The organism is Mesorhizobium sp. WSM4850, assembly GCF_055811735.1.
In genome coordinates, this window is the sequence record NZ_JBVVPV010000011.1 from 18491 (window position 1) to 34863 (window position 16373).

At 61.3% G+C, this 16373-nt stretch carries 15 protein-coding genes and 2 pseudogenes; 11 read left to right on the plus strand and 6 right to left on the minus strand.

Annotated elements, in window-relative coordinates:
• Positions 1–55 precede the first annotated feature (55 nt).
• The 5 genes from AC0L2Z_RS13470 to AC0L2Z_RS13490 all read left to right on the plus strand — a co-directional run bounded on the left by AC0L2Z_RS13470 (position 56) and on the right by AC0L2Z_RS13490 (position 3925).
• Positions 56–982: a YVTN family beta-propeller repeat protein gene (locus AC0L2Z_RS13470; protein WP_287137524.1), complete on the plus strand. Its 927-nt coding sequence runs from the start codon at positions 56–58 to the stop codon at positions 980–982.
• A gap of 73 nt (positions 983–1055) precedes the next feature.
• Complete coding sequence (locus AC0L2Z_RS13475; protein ID WP_473628260.1) at positions 1056–1550, plus strand: cupredoxin domain-containing protein; 495 nt, start codon at positions 1056–1058, stop codon at positions 1548–1550.
• Positions 1551–1671: 121 nt separating this feature from the next.
• Positions 1672–2424, plus strand: coding sequence for an ATP-binding cassette domain-containing protein (locus AC0L2Z_RS13480; protein WP_473628261.1), 753 nt, complete (start codon positions 1672–1674; stop codon positions 2422–2424).
• Between the two features lie 11 nt (positions 2425–2435).
• Entirely contained in the window at positions 2436–3296 is an 861-nt protein-coding gene (locus AC0L2Z_RS13485) for an ABC transporter permease (RefSeq protein ID WP_473609419.1), read from the plus strand.
• Complete coding sequence (locus tag AC0L2Z_RS13490) at positions 3296–3925, plus strand: hypothetical protein (protein WP_473628263.1); 630 nt, start codon at positions 3296–3298, stop codon at positions 3923–3925. The genes AC0L2Z_RS13485 and AC0L2Z_RS13490 overlap by 1 nt, the downstream gene beginning before the upstream one ends.
• Before the next feature lie 23 nt (positions 3926–3948).
• Here AC0L2Z_RS13490 and AC0L2Z_RS13495 read toward each other — a convergent pair whose 3' ends face one another.
• The 4 genes from AC0L2Z_RS13495 to AC0L2Z_RS13510 form a co-directional block, all read right to left on the minus strand.
• On the minus strand, positions 3949–4149 hold the full coding sequence (locus tag AC0L2Z_RS13495) for a hypothetical protein (RefSeq protein WP_023797709.1): 201 nt from the start codon (positions 4147–4149) through the stop codon (positions 3949–3951).
• Between the two features lie 270 nt (positions 4150–4419).
• Positions 4420–5235, minus strand: coding sequence for an oxidoreductase (locus AC0L2Z_RS13500; protein ID WP_473628264.1), 816 nt, complete (start codon positions 5233–5235; stop codon positions 4420–4422).
• A gap of 72 nt (positions 5236–5307) precedes the next feature.
• Entirely contained in the window at positions 5308–6612 is a 1305-nt protein-coding gene (gene fabF / locus AC0L2Z_RS13505) for a beta-ketoacyl-ACP synthase II (RefSeq protein WP_473628265.1), read from the minus strand.
• A 47-nt stretch (positions 6613–6659) separates the two neighbouring features.
• Entirely contained in the window at positions 6660–7238 is a 579-nt protein-coding gene (locus AC0L2Z_RS13510; RefSeq protein WP_023797706.1) for a TetR/AcrR family transcriptional regulator, read from the minus strand.
• A gap of 120 nt (positions 7239–7358) precedes the next feature.
• On the opposite strand from AC0L2Z_RS13510, the gene AC0L2Z_RS13515 reads away from it, so the two are divergent.
• Positions 7359–7817 (plus strand): nuclear transport factor 2 family protein, encoded by a 459-nt coding sequence (locus AC0L2Z_RS13515; protein ID WP_473628267.1) that lies wholly within the window; start codon positions 7359–7361, stop codon positions 7815–7817.
• On the opposite strand, the pseudogene AC0L2Z_RS13520 reads toward AC0L2Z_RS13515, so the two are convergent.
• A pseudogene (locus AC0L2Z_RS13520) lies at positions 7737–8394 on the minus strand (SOS response-associated peptidase family protein). The gene AC0L2Z_RS13515 and the pseudogene AC0L2Z_RS13520 overlap by 81 nt on opposite strands.
• 198 nt (positions 8395–8592) lie before the next feature.
• Here AC0L2Z_RS13520 and pip point away from each other — a divergent pair.
• The gene (pip, locus tag AC0L2Z_RS13525; protein WP_473628268.1) at positions 8593–9555 is read left to right on the plus strand and encodes a prolyl aminopeptidase; all 963 of its coding nucleotides are present in this window, start codon (positions 8593–8595) and stop codon (positions 9553–9555) included.
• Positions 9556–9567: 12 nt separating this feature from the next.
• Here the strand turns inward: pip and AC0L2Z_RS13530 are convergent.
• A pseudogene (locus AC0L2Z_RS13530) lies at positions 9568–9696 on the minus strand (transposase domain-containing protein); the annotation flags it as partial.
• Positions 9697–9762: 66 nt separating this feature from the next.
• Here AC0L2Z_RS13530 and AC0L2Z_RS13535 point away from each other — a divergent pair.
• The 4 genes from AC0L2Z_RS13535 (at position 9763) to AC0L2Z_RS13550 (ending at position 16339) form a co-directional block, all read left to right on the plus strand.
• Entirely contained in the window at positions 9763–10341 is a 579-nt protein-coding gene (locus AC0L2Z_RS13535) for a hypothetical protein (RefSeq protein WP_473628269.1), read from the plus strand.
• 1317 nt (positions 10342–11658) lie between these two features.
• Entirely contained in the window at positions 11659–12072 is a 414-nt protein-coding gene (locus tag AC0L2Z_RS13540) for a hypothetical protein (RefSeq protein ID WP_473628271.1), read from the plus strand.
• A gap of 35 nt (positions 12073–12107) precedes the next feature.
• A complete protein-coding gene (locus AC0L2Z_RS13545) occupies positions 12108–13217 on the plus strand; it encodes an efflux RND transporter periplasmic adaptor subunit (protein WP_473628273.1) in 1110 nt (369 codons plus the stop codon).
• Between the two features lie 2 nt (positions 13218–13219).
• Entirely contained in the window at positions 13220–16339 is a 3120-nt protein-coding gene (locus tag AC0L2Z_RS13550) for an efflux RND transporter permease subunit (RefSeq protein ID WP_473628383.1), read from the plus strand.
• The last annotated feature ends 34 nt before the right edge of the window (positions 16340–16373 follow it).

Below are 16373 nucleotides of genomic sequence, written 5' to 3' on the forward strand. Positions count from 1 at the left end.
AGGAATTTCAGTGCAGAGACGAGCTTGCGCACTCGCCATAGTTACGACCGGCTTCATGGCCGGTCCGGCGTCGGCCTACATGGCCTATGTCTCCAACGAGAAAGACAACACGATGACCGTGGTCGACACCGCGACGATGCAGGTGGTGAAGACCGTCAATGTCGGGCAGCGTCCGCGCGGCATCACCATCTCGCACGACGGCAAGCACATTTATCTCTGCGCCAGCGACGATGATTCGATCGAGGTCATCGACACGGCGTCGCTGGAGATCGTCGACACCTTGCCTTCCGGGCCCGACCCGGAGCTGTTCGTGCTGTCGCCTGACGGCAAGACGCTCTATGTCGCCAATGAGGACGACAATCTCGTCACCGTCATCGACATCGAGGGCAAGAAGGTGCTGGCGGAAATCCCGGTCGGCGTCGAACCGGAGGGCATGGGTGTCAGCCCGGACGGAAAGACCATGGTCAACACGTCGGAAACGACGAACATGGCGCATTTCATCGATACGTCGACGCACGAGATCACCGACAACGTGCTGGTGGATGCGCGTCCGCGCTTCGTCGAGTTCACCCCCGACGGCAAGCAGGCCTGGGTGAGTGCCGAGATCGGTGGCACGGTTTCGGTGATCGACAATCAAACGCGCGAAGTCGTCCAGAAGATCACCTTCGAGGTTGCCGGCCTGAGGCCCGAATCCATCCAGCCGGTCGGTGTGCGCATCACCGCCGACGGCAAGAAAGCCTATGTGGCGCTCGGACCGGCCAACCGCGTCGCGGTGGTCAACACACAGACATACGAGGTCGAGAAATACGTGCTGGTCGGCCAACGCGTCTGGCAGCTCGCCTTCACCCCGGACCAGAAGACCATCATCTCGACCAACGGCGTGTCGAACGACATCACCTTCATCGACGTGGCGACCGACGAGCCGGTGCAGTCGGTGACCGTCGGCGCGCTGCCGTGGGGCGTCGTCGTCTCTCCCAAATGAATCCCGCCACATGAACCATTCAATAAACCAAGTGAATCAAACCGACAGAAAAACAGCAGAAGGGCAGGAAATCATGCGGAAATTTCGGGCAGTCGCTTTCGCCGCGCTGGTGGGCATGGCGCTCACCCAGGGCCAGGTCTCGGCGCAGGACGGCGATGACGATGACGCCGCCGCCGGAGCGGCCAGCACGGAGGCCAATCCGAAAGCCGAGAAGGCGACCCGGGCCAGCAAGGACGTGCCGGAACTTATCCTCGGCAGCAAGGAAGACCAGTTCACCGCCAGCCAGAAGGATTTTGAGCTGATCGCCGGCCAGGGCTATCGCTGGAAGATCACCGCGGCGGGCGGGCTGGAGTACAAATTCCACACCGACCTGTTCCGCAATGTGTGGAACAACCAGATCGTCATCAACGACCTCGAGGTGCACATGAACGGCGCACCCGCATGGCTCGAATTCGACGCCGACGGCACCATCCAGGTGCAGTTCACCACCGTGAGGCCCGGCATCTACACATGGTCGGTGCCCGACCTCGCCGACAAGGGCATGAAGGGCACGATCACGATCAAGTAAGGTTTGAAAAGCAGGACCTGCGCGATCGCGCCCCGTGGGCTAGACTTGGGCCAGACTGTTGTCGACGACAAGGGAGCCAGCCGGCGTGCAGCATGTGAGGACAAGCGGACCGGGAGATCAGGTGGCGGCGCTCGACGTCGCCGCCGTCAGCCATTCCTATGGTTCGAAGCCGGCGCTCAACGACGTCTCGTTCTCGATCGCGCCGGCGACGTTCACCGTTCTTCTCGGTCTCAACGGCGCAGGAAAGACGACCCTGTTCTCGCTGATCAGCCATCTTTACGACACGCGCCGCGGATCGATCCGCATCTTCGGCCATGACGTCAGCCGCGCTTCGGGCGAGGCGCTCAGGCGGGTCGGCATCGTGTTCCAGGCGCGCACGCTCGACCTCGATCTCAGCGTCTACCAGAACCTCTCCTACCACGCCGCGCTGCATGGCATCGGCGGACGCGAGGCCCGGCAGCGCATTGCCGCGCTGCTCGATATCGTCGACATGCCGGGCCGTCAGCATGACAAGGCGCGCAGCCTTTCCGGCGGCCAGATGCGGCGCATCGAGATCGCCAGGGCGCTGCTCCACCGCCCGTCGCTGCTGCTGCTCGACGAGGCGACGGTCGGTCTCGACATCCAGTCGCGCGCCGGCATTCTCGCCACCATCCGCAAGCTCGTCGAAACCGAGGGCATCGGCGTGCTGTGGGCAACGCATCTGATCGACGAGGTTGACGACGGCGACCATGTCGTCGTGCTGCGCCAGGGCGAACTGGTCGCCAAGGGCAAGGTGGCCGATGTCGTCAGGACGAGCGGCGCCGGCTCGATCCGCGACGCCTTTTCCAGGCTCAGCCGCATCGAGGCGGCCGGCACCGCGGGGATATCGCCATGAGCGCTCCTTCAATGCCCGAAAAAGTCGCCGGCATCATCCCGGCGAAGTTCGAAAAATTCGGCCTGCGCCACTATCTCATTTGCCTCAAGGGCGTCGTCCTGCGGGAATGCCTGCGCTTCCTGCACCAGCGCGAGCGGTTCATATCCTCGCTGGTTCGGCCGCTCATCTGGCTGTTCATCTTTGCCGCCGGATTCCGGCAGGTGCTCGGCGTGTCGATCATCCCGCCCTACAAGACCTACGTGCTCTACGAGGTCTACATCACGCCGGGGCTGTGCGGCATGATCCTGTTGTTCTCAGGCATGCAGTCTTCGCTGTCGATGGTTTATGACCGCGAGATGGGCAACATGCGCACCTTGCTGGTCAGCCCCTTCCCGCGCTGGTTCCTGCTGGTGTCGAAGATGCTCGCCGGCGTCTCCGTATCGATCGCGCAGGTCTATGCGTTCCTGATCGTTGCCTGGTTCTGGGGCGTCAAGGCGCCGCCGATCGGCTATCTCATGGTGCTGCCGGCGCTGTTCCTGTCGGGAATGATGCTTTGCGCGCTCGGCATGCTTTTGTCGTCGATGATCAAGCAGCTCGAAAATTTCGCCGGCATCATGAACTTCGTCATCTTTCCCGGCTATTTCGCCTCTCCGGCGCTCTATCCGTTGTGGCGCATCCAGGAGGCGAGTCCGCTGCTCCACAAGATCTGCCTCGCCAACCCGTTCACCTATGCCGTCGAACTGATCCGCTTCGCCTTCTACGGCCAGATCGAGTGGCTGTCGCTGGGCGTCGTTGCCGGCTGCACTGTTCTGTTCCTTGCCGCCGCCATCATCGCCTACGACCCTTCGCGCGGCCTGGTGACCCGCAAACAAGACACCGGAGGAAATGCCTGATGGCACGAATGAGCCTTGTTCGCAGCCTGGCTGTGGTTGCCATGCTCACGCCGAGCGTGAACGCCAGGGCGGCGAATACCGATCCGGACTGGCCCTGCATACAGCGCAAGGTGCCGCAACTCTCGCTCGGCCAGATCTGGAACGGGCCGGAGCTTCCGCCAGCGGCGAAGGACTTTTCGAAGGACCCTGCCGTCTCCACCCTGGTCGAGGAGGTGGCGGCCCGGCGGATCCCGATCGCCGAAGCCCAGAAGAAGATCAAGAATTTCGCCGCCTCGCTGCCGGCCGAGCAGCTTGCGCCGAAGATGGCGATGCTGGTGCAAGGCATGTTCGATCACATGGACGCCGAGCGTTCGCAGGTGATCTCAGGCATTTCTCGGTACGCCCACAAGCAGCTCGAAATGGCCGCCGCCTTGCGCAAGGCAGCGTCCGACGTCGATGCGTTGCGGGCAAAGCCGGATGCGAATCCCGACGACATCGAACGGCGCACCGAACAGCTGAAATTCGCAACGCGAATTTTCAATGAACGCGTCCAATCACTGACTTACGTCTGTGAAGTGCCGACGATCATCGAGCAGCGGCTTTATCAATTGTCCAAGGCCGTCTCGGAAACTCTCGCCGCAAAGAAGTAGAACCTCTATCTCCGCAGCGGATCTCACGTTCCCCGGCCGGGCAGCACGCGCCAGCGCTGCACGAAATAACCGGGATGCGTCTCGATCCACTGGGCTACCAGCGGCTGCGCCTGCATGAAGGCGGTCCCTGGGTTCATCGCCAGGCCGTCCACCATCTGCTCGCGTTGTTCACAGGTCTGCGGCACATCCGTCAGGCAGACCATCATAACCAGCGTGTAAAGCATTGCCCCATTACCCCCATCGAATTCCCGAACCCCATGCCCGGGAGGTTTCCGAGATACCGACAAGACTGCAGGGGTCGCACATACAGATCGCTTACGGGTGTGAAAGGACGTGGCCCCCACTCTTTCGCACTGCAATATAACATATCGCTTATCTAACACCAACAACCGCCGGGGCGTTCTAGGCAATTGCTTCAGGTTGCGCTGCGCCAATGCGGCGCCGACGTTTCCAGGGCCGATGATTCCGATTTTCACGGAGTGTCTTCGATGTCGTCAGACCGGCAGCCCGTTCTGCTTGCGCAGGCTCTTGTCAAATGCGGATGCGGGGACGAAACGGCGCAGGAGACTGACCTGGCGCGCCATTTTTCCCGCAGCATAGCGCCTCTTCGGAACGGGATCGGTCGCAGCCGCCAAAACGGTCTTGGCGACCAATTCGGGCAAATCGCCTTTTTCCATTGCTTTCCGCACGACTGCGTTCATGCCAGCGCGCGCAGCGTCATAGATATCAAGCAACTGGTCCGGCTTGGCGAGATTATCTTCAAAGGACGTGCGGGTATAAGCGGGTTCGACCAATGCAACGCGAATCCCGAACGGGCGCAGTTCATGGTCGAGCGATTCGGAATAGCCTTCGATGGCATGTTTGGTCGACGCATAAAGCGCGAAATAGGGAGCTGGGATGAACCCCTGCACCGAACTCAGATTGACGATTCTACCCTCGCCTTGACGGCGCATTATCGGCAGGATCGCGTTGGTCACGCGGAGCACGCCGAAGACGTTCACATCGAACAGTGCCTGAGCCTGGACCATTGACGACTCTTCCGCGCCACCAAACAGACCCATGCCGGCATTGTTGACGAGCAGGTCGATGCGCCCGGTCTCCGCCAGCACGTCATCGACCAGTTTCGCCACCGACGCGTCATCGGTCACGTCACAGACCAGCATGGTCAGACCGTCAGAGTTTTTGGCGGCTGCGCGACGGCTGGTGCCGAACACGCGGAAACCGGCGCTTTGCAACGCTATGGCCGTCGCGCGCCCGATGCCGGAGGACGCCCCCGTCACCAGGGCGACGCCAGGATTGGTCTTGTTCATGGAAATCATCTCTTTCTCTGGGGTTGGATTGATTTTGGATTGGCGTGGGAGAAGCACGAAAGGTCGGAGGCATCAGTTATGAACGCCTCTGGCGTTCGCACCGGCGAGTTCGTCCGTCCAGCGCCGGAACAGCGCGCTGGCGTTGACGCCGCCAAAGCCGAAGCCGTTTGAGATCGCGTAGTCCATTGTCATCGGCCGGGCCTGGTTTGCGACGAAGTCGATGCCGTCGCCGGCTGGATCCGGCGAGCCCAGATTGAGGGTTGGCGGCGCCACCTGATCCCTGAGCGCCAGGATTGCGAAGATGGCTCCAAGCCCGCCGGCGGCTCCGAGCAAATGTCCGGTCGCCGATTTGGTTGCGCTGACGGCGATGGTGGAATCTGCGCCGAAGAGTGTTTTGATCGCCGCGATTTCCCCGAGATCACCGACCGGCGTGGAGGTCGCGTGCGCATTGAGGTGACGAACCTCACGCGGCGAAATGCCGGCTTGGGCAATTGCGACCTGCATGGCTCGGCGCGCCCCGTCGCCATCCTCGGGACCGGAGGTGACGTGATGCGCATCCGCCGTCGTGCCGTAGCCGACGAGCTCGGCGAGCGGTTTCGCACCGCGCGCCAGCGCGTGGCTCAACGCCTCGATGACCAGCACGCCGGCTCCTTCGCCCATGACGAAGCCGTCCCGCGACACGTCGAAGGGCCGTGACGCCTGAGCCGGCGCCCAGTTGAAGCCGGTCGAAAGAGAGCGTGCTGCAGCAAACCCACCGAGACTGACGATGTTCATGCAGGCTTCCGTCCCGCCGCACACGGCGATATCGGCTTCGTTGGCGCGGATGAGGCGGGCCGCATCGCCGATCGCCTGGATGCCGGCCGCGCACGCCGTCACCGGCGCGCCGAGCGGCCCCTTGAAGCCATGGCGGATCGAGATGTGGCCCGCCGCGAGGTTCACCAGGAAGGACGGAACCGTAAACGGCGAGAGGCGGCGGACGCCGCGCTGGTCGACCGTGCGCACCGCCTCGGTGATGGCGGGGAAGCCGCCGATGCCGGAGGCGATGATCGTGGCCGTGCGCAGGCGATCCGCTTCCGAGGCGGGCGTCCATCCTGCTTGCGCGAGGGCCTCTTGTGCAGCGGCGAGCCCGAAGATGATGAACCGGTCTACCTTGCGCTGGTCCCTCGCAGCCAGGACGGTATTCGGATCGAAACCAGCCTCCGGATCGTCTTCCAGCGAGGGAACCACCCCGCCGATCTTGGCCGGGAGGTCTGCCACCACATCGTCCGGAAGCCTGCGGATGCCCGAGCGACCGGACAGCAGCCGCGACCACGACGCTTCGACATCGGCAGCAAGGGGCGTGACCGCTCCCATGCCTGTAACAACAATCCGTCGCATCTATTTTCCTATCGAGTTGGCTGCGTCGCCAGCGCTGCGCACGCTGTTCAAGCGCCGGCTGCTTCGCGAACCTGTCCGGTCGCCGCGTCCAAGAAGGCCTGGGCGAGATCCGGATCGTTGACGACGCGCGACAGCATCAGCGCGCCGACCATCGTCGAGAGAATGGCCATGGCCTTTCTGTCGGGCTCCTCAGCTTTAGCGTCGGCAATGAAACGGCCGAGGATTTCGAGATGCTCCTTGATCCCGGCTTCGAACGACGCTTTCACCTCGCTGCCCTGTCTGGCGGCATCCGAACCGAGCGCGACAATCGGGCAGCCGTCCATCTTTTCCCCGCGATGGCCCATACTGAGGTAGAATGCGATCACCGCGCCAAGCGGATCCTCGGATTTTGCCGCAGTCGCGGCCGACCAGCGCAGCGTGGCGCTCTCCATCGCCCGCCTCGACGCCTGCACCGCCAGATCGTCCTTGGAGGCGAACTGCTTGTAGAACGCGCCCTGGGTCAGCCCGGCAGCCTGCATCAGGTCTTTGAGGCCGATGCCGTCAAAGCCGCGCTCCCGAAAAAGCCGGCTTGCCACATTGATCACGGTTTCGCGGTTTTCCGCCGCCTGAATGCGACTCACACGCATGTAGACCTCCTTATTTAGCTTGCGTTCGACATCTATAGCAGGTATAGCGTACGAACGCAATCCAATTCGGCTGCACACGGTGCCCGGCCACGCATCGAACAAATTTGGAGGAGAGGTCAAATGCTATACAGTTATATCGTCGAGAAATCGATCCGGCAGAGCTTCGACCACGTCAACAACCATCGCTGGGACGAGGCGGTGAAAGCACTCGTGCCGCATGTCCATCACCGCGTTTCCGGCGCCCACGCGCTTGGTGGTGAGCGCCACGACAAGGAAGCCGTGCGCCGCTGGTTTGAGCGCCTCGGCCGCGTCCTGCCCAATCTCCATCTCACGGTCAACCGCGTCTGGGTGACGGGCTGGCCCTGGCATACCACCGTATTTGCCCAGTGGGACGGCACCGCGACGCTGCTCAACGGCGACGCATCCTACGTCAACAGCGGTCTCCACGTGTTCACGCTGCGGTGGGGCAAGGTCTATGCGCTTGAGGAATTCTACGATTCACAAGCAGCGGCCCGCGGTCTTGCCGCCCAGGCGGCAACTGGCCTTGAAGAAGCTTTCGCCGAACCAATAGCAGGCTAGCAGAAGCGCAGTCAGCGGGCTTGTCAGGCGACCTCTCGGCAACGGTCGCAAAAGTTCAGCTTCGGGCTTTGTTAGGTGGATCCAGGCTGCCCAGTCCTCCGGCTGGAGCACAACGACTTGTCGGTTGTGGTAAGGAGCCACGTCCGGCCCCGGCTCAGTCGTCATGGTGAACGTGGGCGGCTTGTTGCCGGCGCTTTCTTTTCCACAACGCAGCGACCGCCATAAACGGGGAGCCATTAAGCGCGAACCTGTGTTTCGCTTTGGGATACTTCGTTCCCGTGAATTCGAAGAACGCAGACGCCGGAGCAACGCAATGCTTGCTGCCGCCGAATTGACGGCCCTCAGAACGGAAGTTGAATAGGGGTCCGCCCTTTGGTCCCGTTGGCCCGAACGTCATCGAAACCAGTTCAATAGTGTCGCCGGCGGAGCGCATTACAGGGGCGGGATCGTTGATCCGGATGTCATCCGCCTGCGGCAGATCAAGCTCGGTCTGATGGCTGGGGATGTTGAGTGCCAGCGATAGCATCATCCGGCAATATTCCGCCCAGGCGATATGCTGCTCGTAATCCTTGCACATGGATCTCCCCGCCCGTCGAATCGGATGATCAATTCAAGATAGCGTGCAAGGTTCTGTGCTGACAGGCTGCTTGACTAAATGTTCTCTTTTCGTTCGGCGTCGGACGCGAAAGGAACCGATCGTGAAAAGCCCGGTTCGGACACGTTGCAAAGTTAGCCCCCGTTGAAGATCTCTCGTGTTGGTATATCGAACCACGCCATGACCGAAAATATGAACCCTCCGATCGATCCGTTCGATACTGGGCTTCTCAGCGTCGCCGACGGAAATGAAATTTATTGGGAAGTATCGGGCAATCCCGACGGGAAGCCCGCTCTCTATCTGCATGGCGGCCCCGGCAGCGCTCTTGGCTCGGGCAGCTATCGCCGTCGCTTCGACCCGCAAAAATATCGCATTGTGGGGATCAATCAGCGCGGATGCGGCCGAAGCCGCCCCCGTATCACCGACGCTCTCGGCGAACTGCACCGCAACACGACACAGTCGCTCATCGGGGACATCAAAGCGGTCAGAAGACACCTCGGCATCGACACGTGGCCAGTGTCGGGCGTGTCCTGGGGGACGACCCTTGCGCTCGCTTATGCCCAAGCGCATCCAGATAGAGTCTCGGAATTGGTGCTCGTCGCAGTAACGACGACAAGCCGGGAGGAGGTCAATTGGATCACCGAGGGGGTTGGGCGCATCTTTCCCGAAGCCTGGCAACGGTTTGAGCAGGCCTCCGCTAGGCGCGATGGGGAGCGCATCGTGGAGGCCTATGCGCGACGGCTTGCCACTGGGGACATTGAGGATCGGCTACGGGCAGCACGTGCCTGGAACGATTGGGAGTCGACGCACATCTCGCTTGATCTGAACTGGGTGCCGATTGACCGTCGCTTTGACGAAGAACAGGGCTTGGCTTTCGCGACCCTTGTCACGCACTACTGGTCGAACGACGGATTTCTTCAGAATGGAAAGGAGATACTCCGCGGCGTCTCCGCAATTGGACATATTCCCGCCGTTCTGGTTCATGGTCGCCGCGACATTAGCGGGCCAGCAATAACGGCCTGGCGTCTCCATCGGATATGGCCGGCAAGCCGCTTGAACATACTGGAATCCGAAGGGCATGGCGGACCGCAGTCGATGGAACAGATGCGTGTCGCGCTTGATTCATTCGCGCCGAGCCAATGATGAATGAGCTCGTCAAGCTGGGAGCCTCTGGGACCGGTTCCACGGCAGCAGTTCGTCGATCCGGTTGATTGGATGACCGTCGGGAATGCGGGCAAGCACGTCGGTGAGCCAGGCCTCTGGGTTGAGGTCGTTAAGCCTGGCGCGCCACGCGTCTATCCGAAAGCGCTGATGGTCCCTTACCAGAAGGCGAAAGATGAGTTTTGACGGATGAGGAAGCTCTTAGCGCTGGCGCTCCTGATCGCTTTGCCGCCGCTCGCTTTTTACAGCTGGTTCGAAGTGAGCGTCCGCCGGATCGTGACTGAGCAAGGTCTTGACGGGACCTATCGCAACGCCCTCAAGCATGCTTCAGCGTCTTCCTATCTCTATTCCGGACTGAGGCTTCTCGGGCTTTCGGAGGCAATGGCCGAAGAGGTGGTCGTCCGGTGTGGACTGGTCAATGAATTTGCTGAACTCTACGTGAAACGCGGAAAGCCTGACACGACCGTGGAAATCATGAAAGACCTACAGAACGATATGGTCGGTATCGGGGTCGCCAGATGGCTTGAGACCAATTCCGCCGAAACACGTGTCGCTCTTTTCGTTGTATTGGGGCAGCAAGGTATCCTTGCCTTGTCCCAAAATACGCTAGGTTTTTCGGACTCCGGCGTATCGGGGGCTGACTATCCAGGCGCTAAGAATTGGTTCATGGCGCGGCGGGAGCAGATCGATCGGGAAGTGCAATCCGCATTGGACATAGGCGCTCGGCGCAACGGCAATTTGATTGGAACGTCTATGGTCGAAAGATGAGTTTTTGACCTGATCGTCAAGGGCGGCATCCTACCCGACCGAAACACCTATTCCAAATATCCTAGCTGCTCCCATGCTCTTGGGCTTAGATGTGATGGTCAGGTTCGGGTCTGCGTGTCAGCCCGGAATCGCTTGGTGTGCCAACGGATCTTGCCGTCGATCTTCATCGGCTTGTGGATCATCTACCGCTTAGGAGGATTCTCGGGGTGAACCTCGAGCAACGTGATCTTCAATACATTTTGCTCTGTTATCCAGATGTGTGGCACTATCTGCCTGAAGAGGGATATCTCAAATGTTCCGGGTCATCCTTGTCGCACTCTCTCATCTGGCTAGCGGGACGAGTTTTCCCGCGACTGTCTCTCATTCCACTTTGAGCGACTCTGGCGGTTACATTCGAAGGATCACAGAGTATTGCTCATCAAAAGGCGGAGAGCCTCGGTCCGTGGCTGCAGATGGCAGTGAGATGTTAAAAAACGACAGGTTTTGCACAATATATCCCGACAAAATTTTCGAATCCTCCGAGCCTTGTGCGTATGGCTCTATTGCGAAATGCGTAAGAAGTTCGATTGAAACGACCTTCACAGCAAACCTAAATGACGGGGAATTTTCGGGGCCACCATGTGTAAGTCACGATGCTTGTAAACTGTATTTCAATTTTTACGACGTCGGCAAACATTACGTAGAAGAAGACGGATGCGGTTATCAATTTGGCGGTATCGCAAAATTTAATTCAGAGGCTCGCGCCATCTATTTCCTATCTATCTCTATAAAACCAACCTGTCTTGGCGGCCATTGAGGAGCATGTTGTGCCGGGTAGCCTTGCCCAGCGTCACGCGCCCAGGCATTCAGCACCATAAGTGCGAGCATCCAGGTTGCGACAAGGACAAGAATGCAGGATGGGGCTTTGCCAAGCAAGGCAGACGCCGCACTGGTTCTGTTTCGAGCACCGCGCGCTCTCGGCGGCCGCTTGCGGGAACCGCTTCGACAGCCGCTCGTCGTTGACGGTCGCGAGAGGAGCACCGCGCCGAATATTGTCGAGAGAATGGCCTTGCAGCTGGGCTCCTTGCCCCTGCCCTCGCCAACCCAGCTACCGAGCGTCCCAGAATAATCCCTGATCCCCGGCCTCGAATGATGCCTCACGTCGGCGCCCTGCCTGGCGGCATCCGAACCGAGCACGTCAATCGGGCAGCCCTCCATTCTGTCTGCGCGATGCGCCATGCGACTCACATGCATCATAAATTTTCATTTTTTAGATTGCATTCGTAATCTAACTCAGTTATAGAGTTCGAACGCAATCTAAAACGAAGGAGATACGAGATGATCCGCAAAACCCTGAGCGCCTCGGTTCTGGCCGCGCTGTTTCTTGCCGCCCCGGCATTTGCCGAAGAAGCCACCATAGGACGCCCGATCGAAGCCGGCAGCCTGCACGAGGGACACCTCGACATGGTCGTCTATTACGTCCCGGTCGAGGGCGACCGCCTGGAAGTCACCGCCACCTTCGCGCCGAAGATCGGCGGCGATCCGCAGCGCGTCGTCATGGGCCTCGCCGACGGCGACTCCGTGGCCTTTTCGATACCGGGCCACCGCGGCCCGCTCTACGCGTTCTCGCGGTCCGGCGAGGAGGTGACGGTATCGTCCGAGACCGGCATGCGCGCCGATGCCAACGCACCGACCCGCCTTGCAGACGGCAGCCTGCGTGCTGCTGGGCTCGCGTCCGTCGGGCCGATGTAAAGGTCAAATGCAATCTTTCTTGAGAGGCGACGAACGTGAAAAAGAGACCCGCTGTTGTGCTGGGGGGCGTGCTGATCGCGATGTCAGGAGCGGCGGCATTTGCCACACTTGCTATTCCTACGCAGGGAGCCTCCGCCGTAGGCGACCTGAGGCAGGAACCGCCGATCGTCAGACTGGTGACGGCAGCGCCGGTGACCGGATCCGAACGCGGCTTTACCGGTATTGTCGGGGCGAGGGTGCAGAGCGATCTCGGCTTTCGAGTCCCCGGCAAAATCGTGGAGCGGCTCGTGGATGTGGGTCAGGAGGTCAAGGCTGGTCAGCCACTGATGCGCATCGACGACACCGACCTTCGCCTCGCGCTCACGGCGAAGCGCAACGCCGTTGCCGCAGCGCGCGCAACAGTCGTTCAGACGGAACCGGATGAACGGCGATACGCCAGTTTGCTCAGGGATGGATGGGTCCCCCGACAGCGCTACGAGCAGGCGAAGGCCGCGGTCGATACGGCCGAGGCGCAACTCGCCGCCGCCGAAGCCGAAGCACGGGTCGCCGAGAACGAAGCGATCTACGCGGTCCTGCTGGCCGACGCGGATGGAACGGTGGTCGAAACGCTTGGCGAGCCGGGGCAGGTCGTCTCCGCCGGCCAGACAGTGGCCCGGATCGCCAAGGCCGGCTCCCGCGAAGCGGTGGTCGCGCTTCCCGAAACGATCCGGCCGGCGATTGGGTCGGCGGCCGAGGCCAGCGTGTATGGCGGCGAAGGGCGTCGTTATACGGCACATCTCCGGCAATTATCGAACTCCGCCGATGCCCAGACCCGTACCTATGAGGCCCGTTATGTGCTCGACGGTGAGGCGGCGGCAGCACCGCTTGGTGCGACGGTAACCATTCGGCTTGCAGGCCAGGCACGCCAGCGGGAAGTCCAGGTGCCGCTGGGAGCCGTGCTCGATGACGGCGAGAAGACAGGCGTTTGGGTCCTGGACAACGCCACCTCGACCGTAAAGTTTCAGCCCGTCAAGCTTGTTCGTGTGACCAGCGAAACCGCGGTGGTCTCCGGACTGAACTCCAGCAATCCGATTGTTTCGCTCGGCGCCCATCTCCTGCAGGAGGGCACTCGCGTCAGGACTGCGTCCGAAAGCAGGGGCAACTGATGATGAACCTAAATCTTTCCGCGATCGCCGTTCGCGAACGCGCCGTTACCCTGTTCTTCATACTCCTGCTGGTCGCCGCCGGCGCCTACGCTTTCGTCATGCTCGGGCGGGCGGAGGACCCCAACTTCACCATCAAGACCCTGACGGTCACGACGGCATGGCCGGGCGCAACGGCGCGCGAGATGCAGGACCTCGTCGCCGAACCGTTGGAGAAGCGGCTTCAGGAGATGACCTGGTACGACCGGGTCGAGACGACCACTCGGCCGGGTTACGCGTATATGACGGTCACGCTGAAGGACAGCACACCGCCATCTGTCGTGCAGGAGGAGTTCTACCAGGCTCGCAAGAAGCTCGGGGATGAAGCCCGCAACCTGCCGTCCGGCGTCTTCGGGCCCTTCGTCAACGACGAATATTCGGATGTAAGCTTCGCCCTTTATGCGCTGAAGGCCAAGGGCATGCCGATGCGTGAGTTGGCGAGACAGGCCGAGGCGATCCGCCAGGACCTCCTGCACGTGCCCGGCGTCAAGAAGATCAACATCCTTGGTGAACGTCCCGAACAGATATTCGTCGAATTTTCCTACGCCAAGCTGGCCACCCTCGGCGTGTCGGCACAGGACATCGTCGCCGCCTTGCAGCGGCAGAACACCCTCACGCCGGCAGGCTCCATCGACACCCAGGGGCCGCGGGTCTTCATCCGGGTGGACGGCGCTTATGACAGCGTTCAGGCGATCGCCGACACGCCGATTGCCGCTGCGGGGCGGACGCTGAAGCTCTCAGATATCGCCGAAGTCCGGCGCGGCTATGAAGATCCCCCCACCTACCTCATTCGACGTCAGGGTGAGCCCACAATCATGCTCGCGGCTGTCATGCAGGAGGGCTGGGATGGTCTCGCGCTCGGCAAGGCGCTGGAGGACAGGACAGCAGCCATCGCACAGACACTGCCACTCGGGATGACGCTCGACAAGGTGACCGACCAGGCCGTCAACATCACCTCTGCGGTCGACGAATTCATGATGAAGTTTGCGATGGCGCTCGGTGTGGTGCTCTTGGTGAGCCTGTTGAGCCTCGGCTGGCGCGTCGGCATCGTGGTGGCGGCTGCCGTCCCTCTGACGCTTGCCGTCGTGTTCCTCATCATGCTGGAGACCGGCCGGTTCTTCGACCGCATCACGCCCGGCGCCCTCATCCTGGCGCTCGGTCTTCTCGTGGACGACGCCATCATTGCCATCGAGGTGATGGTGGTGAAGATGGAAGAAGGCATGGACCGCATCAAGGCGGCGGCCTATGCGTGGAGCCACACTGCGGCGCCGATGCTGTCCGGAACGCTCGTGACGATCGCCGGCTTCCTGCCGGTGGGCTTCGCGCGCTCGACGGCCGGCGAATACGCCGGCAACATCTTTTGGGTCGTAGGGTTCGCCCTCATCGTCTCCTGGATCGTCGCGGTGGTCTTCACACCTTACCTCGGCGTCAAGATGCTGCCCGCGATCAAACCGGTCGAAGGCGGTCACCACGCGATCTATGACACACCCAATTATCGGCGCTTGCGGCGGCTCATCACCTTCGCCGTGCGCCACAAGTTCATGATCAGCGGTATCGTTGGCATCGCCTTCGTGCTTTCCGTTGTCGGCATGGGCTCTCTCAAACAGCAGTTCTTCCCGACATCCGACCGCCCCGAAGTGCTGGTGGAGATTCGCCTGCCTGAAGGCACCAGCATCGAGACGACGACCGCTACGGTCGAGAAGCTCGAAGGCTGGCTGGACGACCAAGCCGAAGCCAAGATCGTCACGAGCTATGTCGGTCAGGGCGCGCCCCGCTTCTTTTTCGCAATGGCGCCGGAACTGCCTGATCCTGCCTTCGCCAAGATCGTCGTGCTGACCCAGGACGCCGAGGCGCGTGAGGTGTTGAAGCACCGCCTCCGCGAGGCGGTGGCAGAGGGGCTTGCACCCGAAGCCAATGTCCGCGTCACGCAACTCGTGTTCGGCCCCTACACGCCGTTCCCGGTCGAGTTCCGGATTGTCGGACCTGATCCCGCGCAACTCTACAGCATATCCGAGAAGGCCCTCGACATCATGCGGGGCGTCCCGGACGTGCGTCAGGCCAACCGCGATTGGGGCAATCGCACACCCGTGCTCCGCTTCGTCCCGGATCAGGATCGACTGAACCTCATCGGCCTGTCGCCGGCAGAGGTGGGCCAGCAACTCCAGTTCTTGCTCACCGGCATCCCCGTTACGCAGGTTCGCGAGGACATCCGCAACGTCCCCATCGTCGCACGCAGCGCCGGCGGCGAGCGGCTGGATCCGACACGGTTGGCGGATTTCTCACTGATGAGCCGGGACGGTCGCCCGATTCCGCTCGACCAGATCGGCCATTCGGAAATCCGTCTGGAAGAGCCGATCATGAAGCGCCGCGATCGCACGCCTGTCATCACGATCCGCTCGGATATCAACGAAGCGACTCAGCCTCCAGAGGTTTCCAAGGAGATCGTGAAGGCCCTTCAGCCGCTGATTGCATCCCTTTCGGGCGGCTATCGCATCGAATTGGGCGGATCGATCGAGGAGGCTGAAAAGGCCAACACCGCGCTTGCTAAAGTCTTTCCGGCAATGATAGCCGCCATGCTGATTGTTATCATGCTGCAGGTACGATCCTTCTCAACGATGTCCATGGTGATGCTGACGGCGCCGCTTGGTCTTGTCGGCGTCGTGCCGATGCTGCTCACCTTCAACCAGCCCTTCGGATTCAACGCCATTCTGGGCATGATAGGACTGGCCGGCATCCTGATGCGCAACACGCTGATCCTGACCGAACAGATCAAGGAGAACCGTGCTGCCGGCCTTGACGACTATCACGCCGTGATCGAGGCGACGGTGCAACGCACGAGGCCCGTGATCCTGACGGCACTCGCCGCTGTGCTGGCCTTCATCCCGCTCACGCACTCCGTCTTCTGGGGATCGATGGCCTATACGCTGATCGGCGGCACGGCGGTTGGCACGGTGCTGATCCTGCTCTTCCTTCCCGCGCTCTACGCCGCGTGGTTCGGCATCAAGCCGACTGCTGACGAGGTCCGTGAGGAACCATCCGGCTCGACGAATGAATTGGAAAAGCAAACAGCAATTGCTGCTGAATAGGGTCCTGTTGTCGAGCAGGCGGACCAAGATTTTC